Below are 17,197 nucleotides of genomic sequence, written 5' to 3'. Positions count from 1 at the left end.
AGTTAACGCCAAGTCAAAATTTCAAACATTTCAGCGAATAAATAATTGTTATCAAACATGTACCTATATGCAGAAAATATGGATAGAGATCAGTTTAAGTCCATACCTGAATACTTAATCCCAGACAGCCTCGCCATGTTGTGATCCCAGGTCGCTAAATCATGATGACTAAATTCATTCAGAGCGTGATGACCACACGCCCTCGCCATGACTTTCATGAGCTCAACAGAAGATTCGAAGAAATTTTTCAGTTGCTGGGATGACTTTTCAACGTCGAGACGCTGCCTCAAATCGGCATTTTGTGTCGCAATGCCTGCCGGGCAATTATTGGTGTTGCAGATGCGAGCCGCGACACAACCGATCGATTGCATCGCACTGTTTGCTATCGCTACTCCGTCTGCTCCAAGTGCCAACGCTTTGACAAAATCCGTAGGAACTCTCAACCCACCGGTGATGATTAATGTGACACGGTCACTTACGCCTTTTTCATCTAAGTACTTACGTGCACGAGCTAAAGCAGGGATGGTGGGTACACTAATATGATCACGGAACATAGTTGGCGCCGCACCCGTGCCACCACCGCGACCATCTAAGATGATATAATCAGCTCCAGCATCAAGCGCAAACTGAATGTCTTGCTCAATATGGTTGGCACTGAGTTTAAATCCAATTGGAATACCGCCTGTGATGCCACGAACTCTGTCAGCAAACTTTCTGAAATCGTGAGTAGTGTGAAGATCTTTGAACGTTGGTGGTGATATCGCTGGTTGTCCCTCGGGGATGCCTCTCACCTGAGAGATCTTACCTACATTTTTATTTGCAGGCAGATGACCACCCGTGCCCGTTTTTGCTCCTTGCCCGCCTTTGAAGTGAAACGCCTGAACATTAAGAAGCTTAGATTCGTCGTAGCCAAATTGAGCACTAGCAAGCTCATAGAAATACCGTGAATTAACGGCCTGCTCTTCCGGTAACATGCCACCCTCACCAGAGCAAATCCCAGTCCCCGCCAACTCTGCACCTTTTGCTAGTGCAATTTTCGCCTCTTCAGAAAGTGCGCCAAAACTCATGTCCGACACCAACAAAGGAATAGCGAGTCTGAGCGGCTTACGCGCGTTTGGCCCCACAATCAATTCGGTAGACACAGGAACGTCTTCCAACAACGGTTGTGTCGCCATTTGCGCCACCATGATTTGTATAGCATCCCAATGTGGTAGCAAATGCCTAGGAACCCCCATTGCAGCCATCGGACCATGATGACCGAGTTTAGAGAGTCCTTCTCTCGCTAATTGGTGGATAAACTCGAGGGTTGGTTCTTCTCGTGAAGCAGACGCTGTTGGTTTGTCTCTTTTCTCTCGCTTTTGTTCCGGTCCCTCTTTACCGACTTGCTCTGCGGTAAACCGCTTGTGTGTACCATCACAAAAAGGAGCATTGGCGGTATGCTTACATTGGCAGAGATAGGCATCTTCGTCTTTTTCCGCACTAAAGCTCATTGGCTTTAAGCCGGTCCCCGAATGAGACCCATCGCAGTAAGGTTGATTTTTAGAACGCCCACATCGGCAGAAGTAATATTCTTGCCCAGCTTTCAACTCTACTTTGATCGGCTTGTTATCAGCGATGATTGGCTTGCTCATGTTGCCCCCTATTTATTATTGTTAACCATGCTTTCTCGCTGGCTTGCAATAAGCGTAGAACAGGAGCGTAAAGAGCGTCAGTGTCGCCGAGTAAAATGCGCGATTGTCGCCCGACTAACCTATACTTTTTATGGGTCTCATACACGTGGAGGCTATATGACTATTGCAACCCGATTAGATGAATATTTGACTGAGCATAACATTCACTTTCAAACCGTGAATCACAGCCACAGTCATAGCTCGCTACAAAGTGGTGTTGCAGCAGGTGTGCCTTTAATGAATATCGCAAAAGGTGTGATTCTAGAGGATCATGAAGGGCGTCATATGATGGCGGTCTTACCTGCCAACAACAAAATCAGTTTGTCGAGATTAAACGACGAATTTAATGCCACCTTCCACTTGGTGAAAGAGCGTATGGTTTACCGACTCTTCACCGATTGTGAACACGGCGCTATTCCACCGATTGGTAGTCCTTACCACATGTCGACAGTTTGCGATGAAAGACTAGCAAACTTGGAACATGTCTACCTTGAAGCTGGCGATCATGAAACTCTGATTAAGCTGGAGCGAAAGGCGTTTAAAGAACTGATGAACGACTGTAGATATCTAAGATTCAGCAGTGAAGTTCTGCATTAAACTTGCCAAGATATTTCGACATTTCCTGAACAAGGCTCTTTCAACAAGAGCCTTTCTTTGTTTTGTTGGTAGCACGCGATGGAAGTTTCTCGGACTTTGGTGCCCAGCGTTTCAGAGCATATAGAAACAAAAAACCGCCTATTCGGGCGGTTTTTTATCAATCAAATCATAATTATTATCGAACAAAGATCTTTTGGATCGCTTTTATCGCCATAGCCCTACGGCGCATTAATACGCTCGTTCTTGGCAACCATTTCGGTGTGTGAAGAATGGTTTTCGCATGACTAAAAGTTCTGAATCCTTCCTCTCCGTGATAATGCCCAATACCCGATTCACCAACGCCACCAAAAGGCGCATCTTCAGCGCCAACATGTAAAACCGTATCATTAACGCCGACGCCACCACTGTGGGTGTTGCGTACAATATGTTTGATGGTCGATTTGTCGTCCGACATAACATACAGCGCAAGTGGTCTTTGGCGCTGATTAATGTAGTCAATCGCTTCATCAACGGCATTGTAGGGCTTAACAGGTAGAAATGGCCCGAAGATCTCCTCTTGCATGATTCGCATATTCGGCGACACATCCGTGACCAAATGAGGATACAGAAGTCGTTCCTCTTGGGGCGACGCTTCAACAGTGTGAAGGTTAGCACCTTGCGCTTTTGCATCCTCAAGTAGCGCAGTCAAACGATCATATTGTCGTTGGTTGACAATATGGGTCAGCTTTTGATTCTTGTTGGATTTTAAATAGAGCTTTTCAAAACGTTTTAAGAATAACGAAATGAACTCTTCGACACGTTCTTGCGGTACAAACGCGTAGTCAGGCGCGACACAAATCTGGCCTGCATTAATGCATTTACCAAACAAGATAGCATCAACGGCTTTCTTCATGTCTGCATCTTTTGCAATGATCACCGGGGACTTTCCACCCAACTCTAACGTCACCGGGGTAAGGTTTTCCGCTGCCGCTTTTGCCACTGCGCGACCAACACTCGTAGAACCCGTGAACAAAAGGTGATCGAATGGCAGTTGGCTGAATGCTTGTGCGACGTCTGCTTCACCCTCAAAAACTTCGACATACTCAGACAACCCACGGCAAATATCGACGATGACTTTATTGGTTTTTGGCGTAAATTCGCTGAGCTTCATCATCACGCGGTTGCCAGCAGCCAATGCTGTCACTAAAGGCGCAAGGCTCAAAATCACAGGAAAGTTCCACGGTGAAATGATCCCGACGACACCTAACGGTTGATACTGAACGGTGACTTTAGAAGGTGCGAGCAATAAGCCGGATTCGCGCTTGCTGGGTTTGCACCATTTTTTTAGTCGTTTGAGGGTATAATTAATATGCGAGACCGTTGGCAAAACGTCGGTCATGGCGGTATCAAATTCTGAACGATAGCCAAAATCGTCACTTAACGCTTCAACCAAAGCTTGTTTGTTCTCAAGCAGCGATTTTTTTAACAAAACGAGGCGCTGTTTACGTTCATCCAAACTAGGATAAGGCTCGGCTGCATATGCCGCTTTTAAGCGTTCGAGGCTTTGCTGTAACAAGTTATCTACTTCAACCTCTGTGATTGCGTTCATGATGCTTCTCCTAGCCTAGTTTCTACCAATGACGCTCCAAGTTAACACGAGCGCAACAATGTTACTATTGTAGCGCTCGTGAAGTTAGAGTTCGAACTCTGATTAAAATATCTCTGGGGTGGATACTACATCAAACGTAGTTCATAAATGCCTAGTCGTTGAGAGCGGTCAAGCATATCAAACTCATGATCAACGTATTCTTTTAATGTGGCGCCTGCACGCTCAGCAATATTGATGCTAGCGATGTTATCTTCCATACAATGGAACTGAATGAATTGTGCGTGCCCTTTCTGCTTCAAAAAAGGGATCAATACTGCGAGTACTTGATCAATCACACGATGGCCTCGCCCATTATTGGCAAGCCAGTAGCCAATTTCAGTAACACGTGTATGTAAATCCACACCTTTAATGCCAATAACACCCGTAAGCTGCTCATCAAAATAAATTGCACACCAGTGGGAATCCAGCGCGTTACTGTTCACTCGCAGGGAAATGTAGTTCACGGCCTCTCTATGATTCGTGACAGAATCCGTCCAAGGTAGATAGCCCTCAAGGCTCTCTCGGTGAGTGTTCACAACCTCTAGTAAAGCGGACGCGTGTTTCGTGTTGAGGGGCTCAATTGAGACCCTTTGCGAGACGGAAAAACGCTTCTGTAAGTGATTTCCTTGATACGTCTCTTGGCATGTAACTTCATCCATAGATGTTATTCCTTTTTATTGTGAACGCTCAGCGCAAATCCTAACGCTTCATTTTATGAGAACAAACCTCTCTATAAAAACTAATCAAAGCCGTTGCCGTTCATTTAGCCCTTTTGATCGATCAGCGTAAATGGCGTTAGTGATGCCACATCTACATAATGTTTCCATACATGTTCATATAGGTGATGCTGATTGGCAAACGGAGCCAGCTGCTTAGCTTCTTCAAGCGTACACCAGCGATACTCTGTATGCTCTTCGTTAAGAACAACTGATTGGTTAGGCGGACAAAATAGCACAAAACATGGGATAACCATGATACGGTTATTTTTTGCTTCGTAGAACTGCTCTAGGAAGTCTGCTGTATGTAACTCAACTTGGTCAATTAGTGTCTCTTCTTTTAACTCTCTTAAAATGGTTTGCCACCCGGCTTCACCCGCTTCGATACCACCTGCAACATGGCACCAATAGCCACCTTTTACGCGTTTGAGTAACAGCATTTTTTCTATGCCATCAATTTTTGAAATGACAACGCCTGAAACATGCGTTGCTTTTATCGGGATCATGTAAGCTCCTTAAATATCGAGTTTTTATTGTTACGCTGAAGAGAGGCAGATTAATTGCTACGTATTCTACTGTTTATTCATCTTGTCGACAGAAGTGTTTGAGTTGAGAGGATTTAATCGCTAACTAAGTATGCTAAAGTGAGATCTGTCGCAACAAATGAGCAGTAAAATGTCCAATTCATTCAACACTATGATTCCCATCGGTGTGCGCTTTATGGTGCTTTCCGCGTTCGGCTTTGCTCTGATGTCAGCTACAGTAAAGCACGTCGGCAACTACGGTATCCCCGTTTTTGAAATCGTAGCAGCAAGAGCGCTCGTTTCACTTATCATTAGTTATTTCGATGTAAAGCGAAAACGAATTTCTGTATGGGGCTATAATAAGCCATTACTATTTGCACGCGGTGCTGTGGGCACGATGGCTCTGATGTGTGTATATTATTCAGTGACCACCTTACCTTTGGCAGAAGCGACGATATTCCAGTATATTCATCCGGTATTTACTGCACTACTCGCCGTATTTTTCTTGAAAGAGCGCATCCAGCCGTCAACTTTCCTTTGTATTGCGTTGTGCTTACTCGGCATCTATATCATGGTAAGCCCAGAAACTGGGCAAGGCTCAGATAGCGCTTTACCAATGTTTAGCGTCATGATTGCGATCTTAGGCGCATTTGGTAGCTCAATTGCCTACGTCATTGTCAGAAAACTGAGTCAGACAGAAGACAGCTCAGTGATCATTTTCTATTTCCCGTTGGTTGCTCTCCCCGCTTCACTCTTACTGATTGGCGACGATTTTGTAATGCCCGATCTATATCTGACTTTCATGTTGGTTCTAGTTGGTGTCTTTACCCAAATTGGGCAATTGGGGTTAACCAAAGCGATGCAAACTCAACAAGCGGGTAAAGCCTCCGCTTATTCGTATATCCAGATCGTATTTTCTGTGTTGTTAGGCATCATTTTCTTTGGCGAGGTTCCGATCATTTGGACGTACGTCGGTGGCGGTCTGATTGTTACAGGCGCATTAATTAATGCGTTTGGTCATCACTTACGGTTACCTTTTATTGAGCGCAACGCTTGATATACCTACCCAGAACCGTAAACACGACATTTAGAAAAACAGCCAGAGTGACTCTGGCTGTTTTGTGTTTAGCCTAACGTTAAGCTGATATTTTTAACCCTGCGATACCAGCGACAATCATTAGCAAGCTTAAGGCTTTGATAAGTGTTGCTGGCTCATTGAACAGATAAATACTCACGACTGCCGTGCCTATTGCGCCAATCCCTACCCATACGCCATAAGCAATGCCTAAAGGCAAGGTTCTTAACGCAATGCCAAGCAACCAAAAGCTCAATAACATAAAGACAATAGTGAATGCCGAAGCACCGAATTTGGTAAACCCTTGTGAATATTTAAGACCGACAGCCCATGCGATTTCACACAAGCCCGCAATGAAGAGAATTCCCCAAGCCATGTCACATTTCCCAACGAGATGGGGTCGTCCCCGAGAAAAGATAGAGCGGTGAGGTCGTCCTCACTTCTGATTGACTGCTTATTATATACAGAAATTTAAACATAAAAAATAAAACACGGCGATAAGCATACAACTCAAACATCTCATGCACGCTTAAATTCTACGCTTTTCTTTTTAACGGTGGCGGACTCTCTATTTCGCATCAATAACGACACCGTTTTTTAACAATTTACATATAACCTTCTGGTGTTGAAAGTGTTGCATTTATTGCACAAATCACACAAAAACTAATTGAACATGTAAATATGAAAACGTTTGTGTGACTAATATCGCTTAAAACAATGACTGATGACTTTAATATTCAGCCGAATTAATTATAAGGTATGACGTACCCATGAAAGCAATCAAAACCTCTATCGCTGTCCTTGTTGGCGCCGCTCTACTATCTGGATGTAATGACGATACTGAATACGTCAATGTTCAGCCTAAAGAAGTAAAAATAGCGACTTACAACCTCTCTTTTGACCGCGCTACCTTCGAAACTTTGGTAGATGAAATGCAAATTGAACCAACGCAGCAAGCTGCGTTGGTCACCTCTTATTTAGACGGTTCAATCGCAGCCGAAGACAAAACCACTGCGGAAAAAGTCATTCAAATTCGTAACGTTGCAGCAATCATTCAAAAGAATCGTCCTGATGTTCTCATGATGGCGGAATACAACAACGATGGAACAGGTGAAAACAAAGCAGCCATTGAAGGATTCCAGAAGAACTACCTGTCTGTCGCGCAAAGCATCAATGGCGCGGGCGGTGAAGCAAACCTTGAGCCTATTGAATACCCTTATGCTGAATCTTACTCAACTAATACAGGGTTGTTGAGTGAGTTTGATCTCGACAACAACGGAACCGCAGGTCAAATGCCAGGTGATGCATGGGGCTTTGGCATGTACCATGGTCAATATGCATTTGCCCTTATGTCTAAGTATAAAATTGACACAGCAAACACACGTACATTCCAAGCATTTAAATGGAAAGATATGGAAGGTGCGACAATTCCAACCATTACTATCTGTGACGGTTCGCAAAAGATTCCAGACGGCATGAAGTGTGGTGATGAATGGTACTCAGCGGAAGAGTGGGATCAAGTGCGTCTATCTTCGAAAAATCACGTCGACGCACCAATCATCATTCCAACTCGCAACGGCGAAGAAGTTGTACACTTGTTGATGTCTCATCCTACTCCACCAGTATTCGACACCGGTAAAAACAAAGCGCAAAACGCAGCAGAAGTGGAGTTTTGGCATCATTACATTCAAGGCAAAGACTATTTTTACGACGATGCGGGTAAAACAGGTGGCTTAACGAACGGCGCTAAATTCGTAATGATGGGTGATCAAAACCTTGATCCAGTGTCTGGTGACGGTATTAGCTCTGTAATGCAGGAGCTGCACAACGATCCATTGGTTAACCAAACCGTGATGAATGGTGAGCTTTACCCAACAAGCTTTGGTGCAGCTGAACACGCTGTTGACCGCAGTTCAACTCACCCATATCCGAATCGCATCACTTCAACGTTTGGCTTAGGGGTAGACTATGCCTTGCCTTCAGCAAATTTGAATGTAATAGACTCTGGTGTGTACTGGTCAGCGTCTTATGAAGAAGGCCATAAACTATTTAACGATGCACGTATCGGTAAGTATGGTGATGGTAAGGATGTATCTTCCGACCATCGCATGATCTGGATTAAAGCACAGTTCTAGACCGCATAAAAAAAAGCCAACCACAAGGAGTCGTGATTGGCTGTATATATTTGTGAACAAGATGGTTCACTAACAACGTCAGTTGGCTAGGTGACCCTCGGCTTAGAAAGGGTCACTCATACTAAGGCATGAGGCGTGCCAACTTTTCAGCGCACAAAAACAGGTTGTTATTTAATCACTTTCATTAAAACTTAACCAATAGCTACTGTTTGCTCACAGAATAAATTGCAATTTGCAAACTACCATTGGCATTTCGCAATAAACCTGATCTTTAGCTCTTGCTTTTATTGCTTCCTAGCTAAGTCGCGTGCAAGGATTAACGCAAGTCCGAATACTTGCAAGAAGAGTCCGATATTCTTGTACCAAGCGATCTTTTCATCCTGCTTTGCCATTACCTCATTGAGCTCTACATTCTCAATGTAGTAATTATCGATGCGGTCTCTATACGAAGCTTGTGCCTGATTTATCTTTGACATTAGTTGAGGAAGTTGATCAATTTTTATTTCATCCGACTCGTTATGAACCCAAGAAGATAAATGCCCTGCTAATACCTCTTCTAGCTCTAAAGGTATCGCTACGCTCTGACTTATGTGCACATGCAGCAGTAAAGCTTCTCTTTTCCTTTCTAGGGTTTCCACACTGTTCCATGCGAGTTGGATGGAATACAAGTTTTTTGCTGTTTGCTCTGCGAGCTGCGATTGCTGTTTACCCAACTTATCAAGGACTAAGCTAGTAACGATGATCGCGCCAATATTCAGTACTAATCCAATCAGAACGAGTACCCAAGGTGGTGGAATGTAACGTCGCAGACTTACCATAACTTATCGTATGGCAGGTAAATCATATTTAACACAACCAATGAAAGTATCACCAGAAATGTCACCTGCATCCCTCTAATGCGCTTTTTCAAGTCTTTTTTCAATATGCCTTTAGCATGAATAACTCGACCAATTACAAAAATAATACCGGTGAGATGTATCCATGTTGGGTAAGCACTATTGAATTCTAAAAGTGCCATTAAAATCAGGGTGATGGGGATATATTCTGTCGCATTACTCTGGGCACTACGAGCAATTTGTAGTGCCTCTACCCCACCATCGGCATAAGCAATTTGATTTAAGCGACGTTGCTTAATTACTTGAACAGCCAACCAAATAATGAGTATTGCGAGAATGTTGGCATACAGAGCTGTGATCATATGTCGTCCTTCTTGATCTGGTTTTCACTTATATAAGCGTGTCACTTGGCTATAACTATAGCGGTATCATTATGATAATGCGTCAAATAATCTCAAGTTATGATTTCTATTCGGGCAAAAAACGAAAGCCAATGCTTCATGACATTAAAAATGCCCTCGAATGGAGGGCATAAGAATAAAGAAGCTAATATGTGAGAATATTGAAACCACTATAAGGGGTGTTTGACCAGCTTTTTGCGCCGATGCCCTTTGATAATACTTTCAAAAATTGTGAACAACAGCCCTACCCAAATAAATGCAAAGGTCACCGCTTTCACTTCGTCAAACAACTCGCCAAAAAACATAACTGCCAACACAAACTGCAAGCTTGGCTCGATGTATTGCATTAGACCGACGGTTGATAAATTAGTTATACGTATTGCGATAGAATAAAATACGAGTGGCAAAAGTGTGATAGGCGCACTGCCAAAATACAAAAGCAATGTTGTGGTATCTGTGCCCGAAGCCAGTTCACCAGTTGCCCATTGTTTATAGAGCAAATATGCGAGTGCAACTGGAGTCAGTAACAACGCCTCAACAAACAAGGTTGTACTCCAGTCATAATTTATCTTCTTCTTGTACAGCCCATACAAAGCAAAGAACAACCCCATCGTTAGTGCGATAACGGGCAGCTGACCATAGTGAATCACTTGATACATAACACCAATTGTTGCCAGCACGATTGCAATAAGTTTGCCTTTTGAGAGCCTATCTCCAAGAATAAATACGCCCAGCGCAACAGATACTAATGGCCCAATAAAGAAGCCTAAGCTGGCATCGATGACCCGATGATGGGTCAAAGCCCAAGTGAACGCACTCCAAGAAATACACATCAAACTGCTCGCCACAAACGTGTACCACAAGGATTTTTTATCAAGCCAGATTTCTTTCCAATTCAGCCCTCGACGGGTTATCCCAAGTACAATTAGAAACCCGACAGGTACAGACCCAATGATTCGCCATGCTAGCAACTCATCCATAGAAGCATTTGGTAAATAACGATAATAAATTGGTAGCAATCCCCAGATCACAAAGGAGAATGCTGCCATAAAAGTGCCATAACGAGTGTTATTCATAAAACTATCGCCCATCTAAACGACCAATTTGGCGTAAGTAAACAAGTCCGCCATACATAAAAAGGAATGCAATCCCGCAGTGACTTTATGATGCAGATGGCATTATTGGCTCAACGCTTGTACGACGGCGGTAAAGCCACTCACAAAACACAACATAAGTGCCCCAAACCGAATCTTTTCTTTTGGTAACGACTGGGTAGTTTTCATTGCTAGCCAGTAACCAAGCGACGCAGCAGGTAATAGAGGAATAGTAATGACCAAATGATGCAATGTGAAGAAGCCCACTGGGATTTGTACTATTAGTGAAATAATCGAACTGAAAACAAAAAAAGCCGATAAGTTGCCGCGTAACTGATTTGCTTCTTGATGCTGCAACAATAACGCCATCGGAGGACCTCCAATCGCAGAACTGGTACCAAACAACCCAGAAAAGAAACCAGCACATGTCATACGCGAAGGCGTAGGCTCAACCCGAAACGGTAAAACACTCACCACGACTGCAAACAGCACCAACAAACCAATCCAAAGCGTGAGAGTTTGTGTAGATACAAAAAAGAGTAGCAAGCCACCAGCAATTGATCCCGGCACTCGCCCAATCAACGCCATCTTTAAGCCGCCGATTTCAACACTACTGCGGTGCTTCATCGCATTCATCAACGAAATAAATAACGCGACTAAACAGATTGGCGCAGGAACAATTCTGGCGCCCAAAGAATCAGTAAAGGTGCGGCAACAATAGCCAAGCCAAAACCGATTGCGGTCTGGACATAAGAGCCAAGAAATATCAAACCTATTGCAAGGAAGTTTATCGAATCGAATTCCATTTAGATTATTCTTATATTTGAAAAATAAACACAAAACCAAAGCACATTCGCATGATGAATACCTCAGGCATACTGCGATATGAATTCCGCGTAGCATTCATCAAAGTGAATAAAAAGACAATCCATTTGTGCGGTTCGCCCTCATTTGCATTTTGTATTTCATTCCGCTGATGTACATGTTTGCTTACATCGAAGAGGATTCATGCTCGCCTGTTCACGCAGCATTTCTTCAGCGGAATTAATGACCTCTTAAAATCTAGCAGAATTAGACCCGTGAATTCTCCATTGCATTTAATGGATTCAGTCAATTAGTGCGGCGTCGGTATAGCACTTTACAACTCACCTCTTTATACTACTGATCGATTTATCATTACCGTACTTATTTACACAATAAACAAGTGTACGGTCAGTGTTTTTCTACCTTTAACTTGCTGTGAAAATAATATGAAAAAACAAACGGGATTTACTCTAATAGAGTTAGTCGTAGTTATTGTCGTGCTCGGTATTCTTGCTGTCACTGCCGCGCCACGCTTTTTAAACCTTCAAAGTGATGCACGTGAAGCTCGTTTGGAAGGAATGAAAGGCGCTATTGCGTCAGCATTAGGCGTGGGTTATGGGAAAATGGCGATTGCGGGATTGGAAAGCAAGCCTTACGTTTCAAACTTCGTAGACAGTGCTTTAATGGCAGATTTACCATTTGACGGCTGTAATATTGGTGGTTCAAAGCGCTGTGTTTTTTTATATGGATATCCTGATTCTGATAGCGAATCGATGAAGTTACTCGTGCAAGGACTGAACGAAGAAGACTCGGATTGGAAAACATTTCATCACCCGGCTGGTTCAACAACTCGCGAAATGGTCATTGCTGCAGCCGACGAAAAAAGAGCTAGCCTTACACAATGCGGAATTTTATATGGGCCACCGCAGACTCCAAACGAGAGTTACACCTTAGATATTCTTCCCTGCCCTCAATAAAAATAAGGCTGCCAATCGGCAGCCTTATTTGTTTCATCTGATCGGTTTTTTACGCAAAGTTAAACACGTATTTATCCATCATATTCACCATGCGGCCAATCTCTGGCTTGGTAATCGTATCATTTGCGCCAAGAGATAGTGCTTTCGCTCGGTTATCCTCACTCATCAATGACGAGAACATAATGATCGGCATTGCATGAAACGCTTCGGTATCGCGTAGTCTCTTCACTAAGTGCATACCATCCATTCGAGGCATTTCTACGTCCGTAACCACCGCATCTAATAGCTCTTTAACTGGCAAGTTTTCTTCTTTCGCAACCTCGATCAAACTCATCAACTTCTCATGCGCCTCACCACCGTCTTTACATGTGATCACATTGTAGCCTGAAGAAGCTAATGTATCTTGGATCAAAGAGCGAATAAATGCTGAGTCATCCACCACCATGATCGTTTTAGCATTACGCTTACCGACCATTCTCTGGTTGAGATCCACCGACTTGTCCCCTTTCACATCGTATTTTTCCATACTCAATTCTGGGTTGATGTCTGCGATGATTTTTTCAAAGTCGAGAATCATGATCAGGTTGCCTTCTTTACGGACAACGGCTACTACACAATCTTGTTCGCCCGCTTCCAAAAACTGACTTGGTGATTCCACATCATTCCAAGAGATGCGATGAATACGCGAAATGCTGTCAATTAAGAAGCCATTGGTCATTTTGTTGAAATCCGTAACGATTACAAACTTGCGCTCCAGATCTTGTCGTGTTGGCACACCTAACCAACCAGCTAAATCCACTAAAGGCGTCAGTACATCTCTGGATGAGAACACACCAATCATATGAGGTTGTGCGTTTGGATAATCGGTTGTTTCTGGCACGCGAATCACTTCTCGTACTTTCGCAACGTTAATGCCGTAATAACAAGTTTTTGTGCTGCCATCTGGCAATGTTTTTTCTAAATGAAACTCGATGATTTCAAGCTCATTGGTACCACTTTCTGTCAAAATGGTGCTGGTTACGTTACTCATAAAGCCAATTATCCAACCAAAAATACGCATCAGAAAAGTTTGATGCAAACGCCATGAGAAGCCGTTCTCTGGCTAAAAATCCAAAAGTCCTTTTTAGTCGTTACAACAAAATTTGTAAACCATCAAAAGGACGGCTAACGCACATTTCCATACCAAACCATGTAAAATTGTCTCATTTTTGAACACGACATTATGAGTGGCCAAAGTGCGAATTAACACCTCCACTTTTAGCGGCAGAGTCAATGAAAAGTTTAGAAATAATTTGAAGTGATGTTCAGCGTCAATAGCCAAACCTATCCAACAGATATCAGTGCAAAGTTGGCTACTGTGCTCATGCCTGGTGTAGAACAAGCTCTCTTCAAGTGGCATGGTATAAAACTGCGCTTGTGAACACACGAGTTTAAATCGAAGCGCTAGAGGCATCGCAAGAAAATCTGAAGGCATAGAACACTGAAAGAACACTTTCAGTTTGTTAGTTTTCTGTCAGCGTAAGTTTTAAGCAATCATCCTATCACTAGGTATTTCAATACCTGACATCGTTATTCCCATAATCAAGACACTGATTTTCACTTTTGGAAAGAGTCATTTTCCTTCCTCTTAGCAAGGTTTTTCCTACAATCCTATTCATCCAATTGCGCTGTCGCCTGACAGCACACTAGTTGATGTATTAGGTGAGGTTAACTTTGAATAATGTTCTTATTATCGACGCTCAACCATTGTATAGCGAAGCACTTGCTTCTCTAGTTGAATCTATAATCAACGCAGCTGAAGTGATTCAAACCACTGACAGTGCGGAAGTGATGGATCTTGTCCGAGGCCAAAAGATTGATTTGATTATTTTAGACGTAGTGCTTGGCGACCGCGATGGTATGCGTTTAGCCAAAAACATTTTAGCGACAGGATATCGTGGCCGACTGTTATTTGTTTCTTCACGTGACTACTCGAGTCTTTCTAAAGCAGCGTACGAAATGGGCGCAAATGGCTTCTTAAGCAAACATGAAACAAGAGAGACCATTATTGACGCAATTGTGAGTGTTTCACGCGGTTACTCAATGTTTAAGTCGACTCACACACCATCGTCGGGTAACGTAACACTTTCAAATCGCGAAGCCATGGTGTTCCATTATCTTGTACAAGGCTACTCAAATAAGAAGATTTCTGAACAACTTTCACTCAGCGCTAAAACAATCAGCACCTACAAAACGCGTATTCTGAAAAAGTACCATGCGGACACGTTGATTGAACTTCTGCATACTATTCCTCAGTCAGAAAACATTGAGTTTTGCCGCTAAGCGCTCATGTATTTTGCAATAGCACCGATTAACAACTGGTGCATTGCATCATGTCTTAAGCTTTGCTTCACCTGTACAACCACTTTTGGCCAGCCATCTGGGTAAAAATGCTCTGGCACTCTTATAAATTTATATCCATCAATTGGCGCCTGATATTCAAGTAACACGGTTGCGGCGCTTTTTTGCTTAATTAGCTTCAATACGCTGCTTACGTTGTCTAGAGCCGCAATACGGTTGATGACCATACCGTGGCTTTCCATTGCACGCTTAACGAGCTGCTCTTTCTCTTTCCAACCGATAATCTCTAACATGATAAAGGGAAGTTTGGCCGCTTCTTCCAGGGTGGTAATTCCCAGCTCTTCAGGGACAACTACCACAGCAGGCGCATAGCCGATGAACTTCTGATAAACAGATTTCGGAACATCCTCGTTGAAGTAATGTAACTGCGCATCCACTTTGCCTAGGATTATCTCTTCTATCGTATACTCTGTAATCGTTGCTATCGAAATGTGCGCCTTGGGAAACAGCGCCATTAAATCCATTGCAAGTAAATGCCCAAATGAGTATTGAGCGGTTTGCGGCAAACAAATGGTGATGTCTTTTTCGTAATTTTCCGGTTCAAACTCATCTCTAATTAGACAAGTTTCAAGTTTCTCGAGTGCATCGGAAATTTTAGGTAATTGACGTTTTAAATAGTCCGTCGGTTCCATGTGATGAGGATGCCGAATAAACAATTCATCGTTTAGCTGGAGTCGCAATCGGGCAAGGTATTTGCTAATTGACGCTTCACTCTTCCCCATCGCTTTCGCAACGGGCTTGAGCTGACGGTGCTTATCCAGTAAGACAAGTATTTTAAGTAAGTTTAAGTCGAGATCTTTGTTCACGTGCGACACCAGATGTAAGGTCGAGAATAAATAGAGCAATCACTATTTGTTGACTGCTCTAATATAAAAGACCACTCATTCTGTTTGGTCAAATTAATCAAACAGTTATGTCATGGTTATGTTCCGTAACTTAACATTGAGTCAATACCAGACCTGCTTAATGGGACTTTTGTCTGTGTTTTTTCATCTCATAGAGATCTTCATCTGCACGTACAATAACGTCCTGAAGCGTTTCGTGTAATTCATTCGCCGCGATACCAGTACTCACACTAACCTCGATATCCAAGGTCTTTAGTCGGTTATCTTTAACGACACTACGAAGCTTCTTCGCCAATATTGAAGATTGACTGATACTGCAACCCGGCAGAATCGCAACAAACTCATCACCACCAGTTCGAACTAGATAATCACTATTTCGAAACACTTTAGACATAGCATCAGCAATAATTCCAATAACTTCGTCCCCTACATGGTGACCGTAATGGTCATTGATTCGCTTGATCCTATCGCCATCTATTGCAATGACGGAATATGGCGCGGTTTCCAAACGACGTTTGAACTCGCTATCTTGAAAAACTCTGCGGTTAAACAATCCCGTTAAATCATCTTTCGTCACGTTCGTCAGTGCTTTCGCGAGGCGAAGTTGGCTCTCTTTAGATTCATAAGCTTTGTTGTAATACGCTAAGGTTACGAAAAAGAAGATGATAAACAAGAACACGTAATCCAATACAATTTTGCTGAATGGGTACATGTAAACGATAAGATTGTTGTTGTCTGCGACATATGATTGGGTGTACGCGAATGATGGAAAGGGGTAGCCAGCGAAGTAAATCACCATTTGCTTGTTCCCATTCGCAATTTGAACATCCACCGCTTTCCCATCATTATAAAGCGGCGAGAGGTACAATTGTTCCGAAAACTCTCCCACTAACTCACCTTGAAAGTAAACCGGACTCATGATGCTTATCGCCATGTCATCGGAGTATGTCGTTTTAAATGGTAGGGAAAACAATACCCGGTCCGTTAGTTGCTCTTTCCACGCGGCTAACACACAAGAATAGTTACTTTTACACCAATCAACATCAAATGTGGCTTTCACTCCCTCTAGCGCTTCAATCGGTCTCTCTAAGATGAGTTTGTTTCCAGTATAAGAACGAAAATACATAACGGCATTTTGTCGATTGAACGCATTTGATAAATACGCTTCAGCCTGATGAAGCGATTTCCGTGCAACAGCTTCAACGTAATTAAGTTTTTCATAACGTGACAGGGAGTAAATCGCATCTTGAAAGCTCAGCTCTGTTTGCGCTTCTACTTCACTCACGCTCATGCCTTTGTATTGCTCGAGCTGCGCTTCCGTCAATAGCCCCACGAGAATCACTTTTTGTTTTATTTTGGCTAAATTATTCGCGTAAGTGTTGAACTGCTTTACTTCATAAGAAATTAACACCGCACCAATCATTGTGACAGAAGTGACGAATAGTAATGTTGCGATGAAAAGAGACAACGCGATACTTTTAAGTGTCATGATGCGG

General features: G+C 43.0%; 16 protein-coding genes and 1 pseudogene. 5 read left to right on the top strand and 12 right to left on the bottom strand.

Annotated features, from left to right (window positions below; all coding sequences use genetic code 11):
- Window positions 1-89: 89 nt before the first annotated feature.
- A complete protein-coding gene (locus tag R8269_RS02845) occupies window positions 90-1,631 on the bottom strand; it encodes a glutamate synthase-related protein (protein ID WP_005376500.1) in 1,542 nt (513 codons plus the stop codon).
- Window positions 1,632-1,787: 156 nt separating this feature from the next.
- On the opposite strand from R8269_RS02845, the gene R8269_RS02840 reads away from it, so the two are divergent.
- Complete coding sequence (locus R8269_RS02840) at window positions 1,788-2,267, top strand: aminoacyl-tRNA deacylase (RefSeq protein WP_215810364.1); 480 nt, start codon at window positions 1,788-1,790, stop codon at window positions 2,265-2,267.
- Window positions 2,268-2,442: 175 nt separating this feature from the next.
- Here R8269_RS02840 and R8269_RS02835 read toward each other — a convergent pair whose 3' ends face one another.
- From R8269_RS02835 to R8269_RS02825, 3 genes are all read right to left on the bottom strand, one after another.
- Window positions 2,443-3,855 carry a coniferyl aldehyde dehydrogenase gene (locus tag R8269_RS02835; protein WP_033906502.1) on the bottom strand — a complete coding sequence of 471 codons (1,413 nt, stop codon included), beginning with the start codon at window positions 3,853-3,855 and terminating at the stop codon, window positions 2,443-2,445.
- A 125-nt stretch (window positions 3,856-3,980) separates the two neighbouring features.
- The gene (locus tag R8269_RS02830) at window positions 3,981-4,553 is read right to left on the bottom strand and encodes a GNAT family N-acetyltransferase (protein ID WP_033906501.1); all 573 of its coding nucleotides are present in this window, start codon (window positions 4,551-4,553) and stop codon (window positions 3,981-3,983) included.
- Between the two features lie 104 nt (window positions 4,554-4,657).
- Window positions 4,658-5,116, bottom strand: a complete 459-nt coding sequence (locus R8269_RS02825; protein WP_005376504.1) for an NUDIX hydrolase — start codon at window positions 5,114-5,116, stop codon at window positions 4,658-4,660.
- Between the two features lie 169 nt (window positions 5,117-5,285).
- Between R8269_RS02825 and R8269_RS02820 the strand changes: the two genes are divergently transcribed.
- Window positions 5,286-6,191 carry a DMT family transporter gene (locus tag R8269_RS02820; RefSeq protein WP_258477024.1) on the top strand — a complete coding sequence of 302 codons (906 nt, stop codon included), beginning with the start codon at window positions 5,286-5,288 and terminating at the stop codon, window positions 6,189-6,191.
- A 79-nt stretch (window positions 6,192-6,270) separates the two neighbouring features.
- Here R8269_RS02820 and R8269_RS02815 read toward each other — a convergent pair whose 3' ends face one another.
- Window positions 6,271-6,585, bottom strand: a complete 315-nt coding sequence (locus R8269_RS02815; protein WP_005376506.1) for a DMT family transporter — start codon at window positions 6,583-6,585, stop codon at window positions 6,271-6,273.
- A gap of 394 nt (window positions 6,586-6,979) precedes the next feature.
- On the opposite strand from R8269_RS02815, the gene R8269_RS02810 reads away from it, so the two are divergent.
- Window positions 6,980-8,344, top strand: coding sequence for an endonuclease/exonuclease/phosphatase family protein (locus R8269_RS02810; RefSeq protein ID WP_258477025.1), 1,365 nt, complete (start codon window positions 6,980-6,982; stop codon window positions 8,342-8,344).
- 284 nt (window positions 8,345-8,628) lie between these two features.
- Here the strand turns inward: R8269_RS02810 and R8269_RS02805 are convergent, their stop codons facing one another.
- From R8269_RS02805 to R8269_RS02790, 4 genes and pseudogenes are all read right to left on the bottom strand, one after another.
- The gene (locus tag R8269_RS02805) at window positions 8,629-9,162 is read right to left on the bottom strand and encodes a DNA mismatch repair protein (RefSeq protein ID WP_158173471.1); all 534 of its coding nucleotides are present in this window, start codon (window positions 9,160-9,162) and stop codon (window positions 8,629-8,631) included.
- A complete protein-coding gene (locus R8269_RS02800; RefSeq protein WP_005376510.1) occupies window positions 9,156-9,542 on the bottom strand; it encodes an MAPEG family protein in 387 nt (128 codons plus the stop codon). The genes R8269_RS02805 and R8269_RS02800 overlap by 7 nt, the downstream gene beginning before the upstream one ends.
- 209 nt (window positions 9,543-9,751) lie before the next feature.
- Window positions 9,752-10,657, bottom strand: a complete 906-nt coding sequence (gene rarD / locus R8269_RS02795) for an EamA family transporter RarD (protein WP_031778926.1) — start codon at window positions 10,655-10,657, stop codon at window positions 9,752-9,754.
- A gap of 102 nt (window positions 10,658-10,759) precedes the next feature.
- Window positions 10,760-11,481, bottom strand: a pseudogene (locus R8269_RS02790) (sulfite exporter TauE/SafE family protein).
- 444 nt (window positions 11,482-11,925) lie between these two features.
- On the opposite strand from R8269_RS02790, the gene R8269_RS02785 reads away from it, so the two are divergent.
- The gene (locus tag R8269_RS02785; RefSeq protein ID WP_005376513.1) at window positions 11,926-12,456 is read left to right on the top strand and encodes a prepilin-type N-terminal cleavage/methylation domain-containing protein; all 531 of its coding nucleotides are present in this window, start codon (window positions 11,926-11,928) and stop codon (window positions 12,454-12,456) included.
- Between the two features lie 49 nt (window positions 12,457-12,505).
- Here the strand turns inward: R8269_RS02785 and R8269_RS02780 are convergent, their stop codons facing one another.
- On the bottom strand, window positions 12,506-13,486 hold the full coding sequence (locus R8269_RS02780) for a chemotaxis protein (RefSeq protein ID WP_213961544.1): 981 nt from the start codon (window positions 13,484-13,486) through the stop codon (window positions 12,506-12,508).
- A 683-nt stretch (window positions 13,487-14,169) separates the two neighbouring features.
- Here R8269_RS02780 and R8269_RS02775 point away from each other — a divergent pair.
- Window positions 14,170-14,778 (top strand): response regulator transcription factor, encoded by a 609-nt coding sequence (locus tag R8269_RS02775; protein ID WP_017635344.1) that lies wholly within the window; start codon window positions 14,170-14,172, stop codon window positions 14,776-14,778.
- Here R8269_RS02775 and R8269_RS02770 read toward each other — a convergent pair.
- Window positions 14,775-15,662 (bottom strand): LysR family transcriptional regulator, encoded by an 888-nt coding sequence (locus R8269_RS02770; protein WP_017635345.1) that lies wholly within the window; start codon window positions 15,660-15,662, stop codon window positions 14,775-14,777. The two genes, R8269_RS02775 and R8269_RS02770, sit on opposite strands and share 4 nt — an antisense overlap.
- 157 nt (window positions 15,663-15,819) lie before the next feature.
- Window positions 15,820-17,190 carry a GGDEF domain-containing protein gene (locus R8269_RS02765; RefSeq protein ID WP_258477030.1) on the bottom strand — a complete coding sequence of 457 codons (1,371 nt, stop codon included), beginning with the start codon at window positions 17,188-17,190 and terminating at the stop codon, window positions 15,820-15,822.
- Window positions 17,191-17,197 lie beyond the last annotated feature (7 nt).

It is taken from the genome of Vibrio sp. Vb0667, from assembly GCF_033391095.1.
This window is presented reverse-complemented; position numbering and strand designations above follow the sequence as displayed.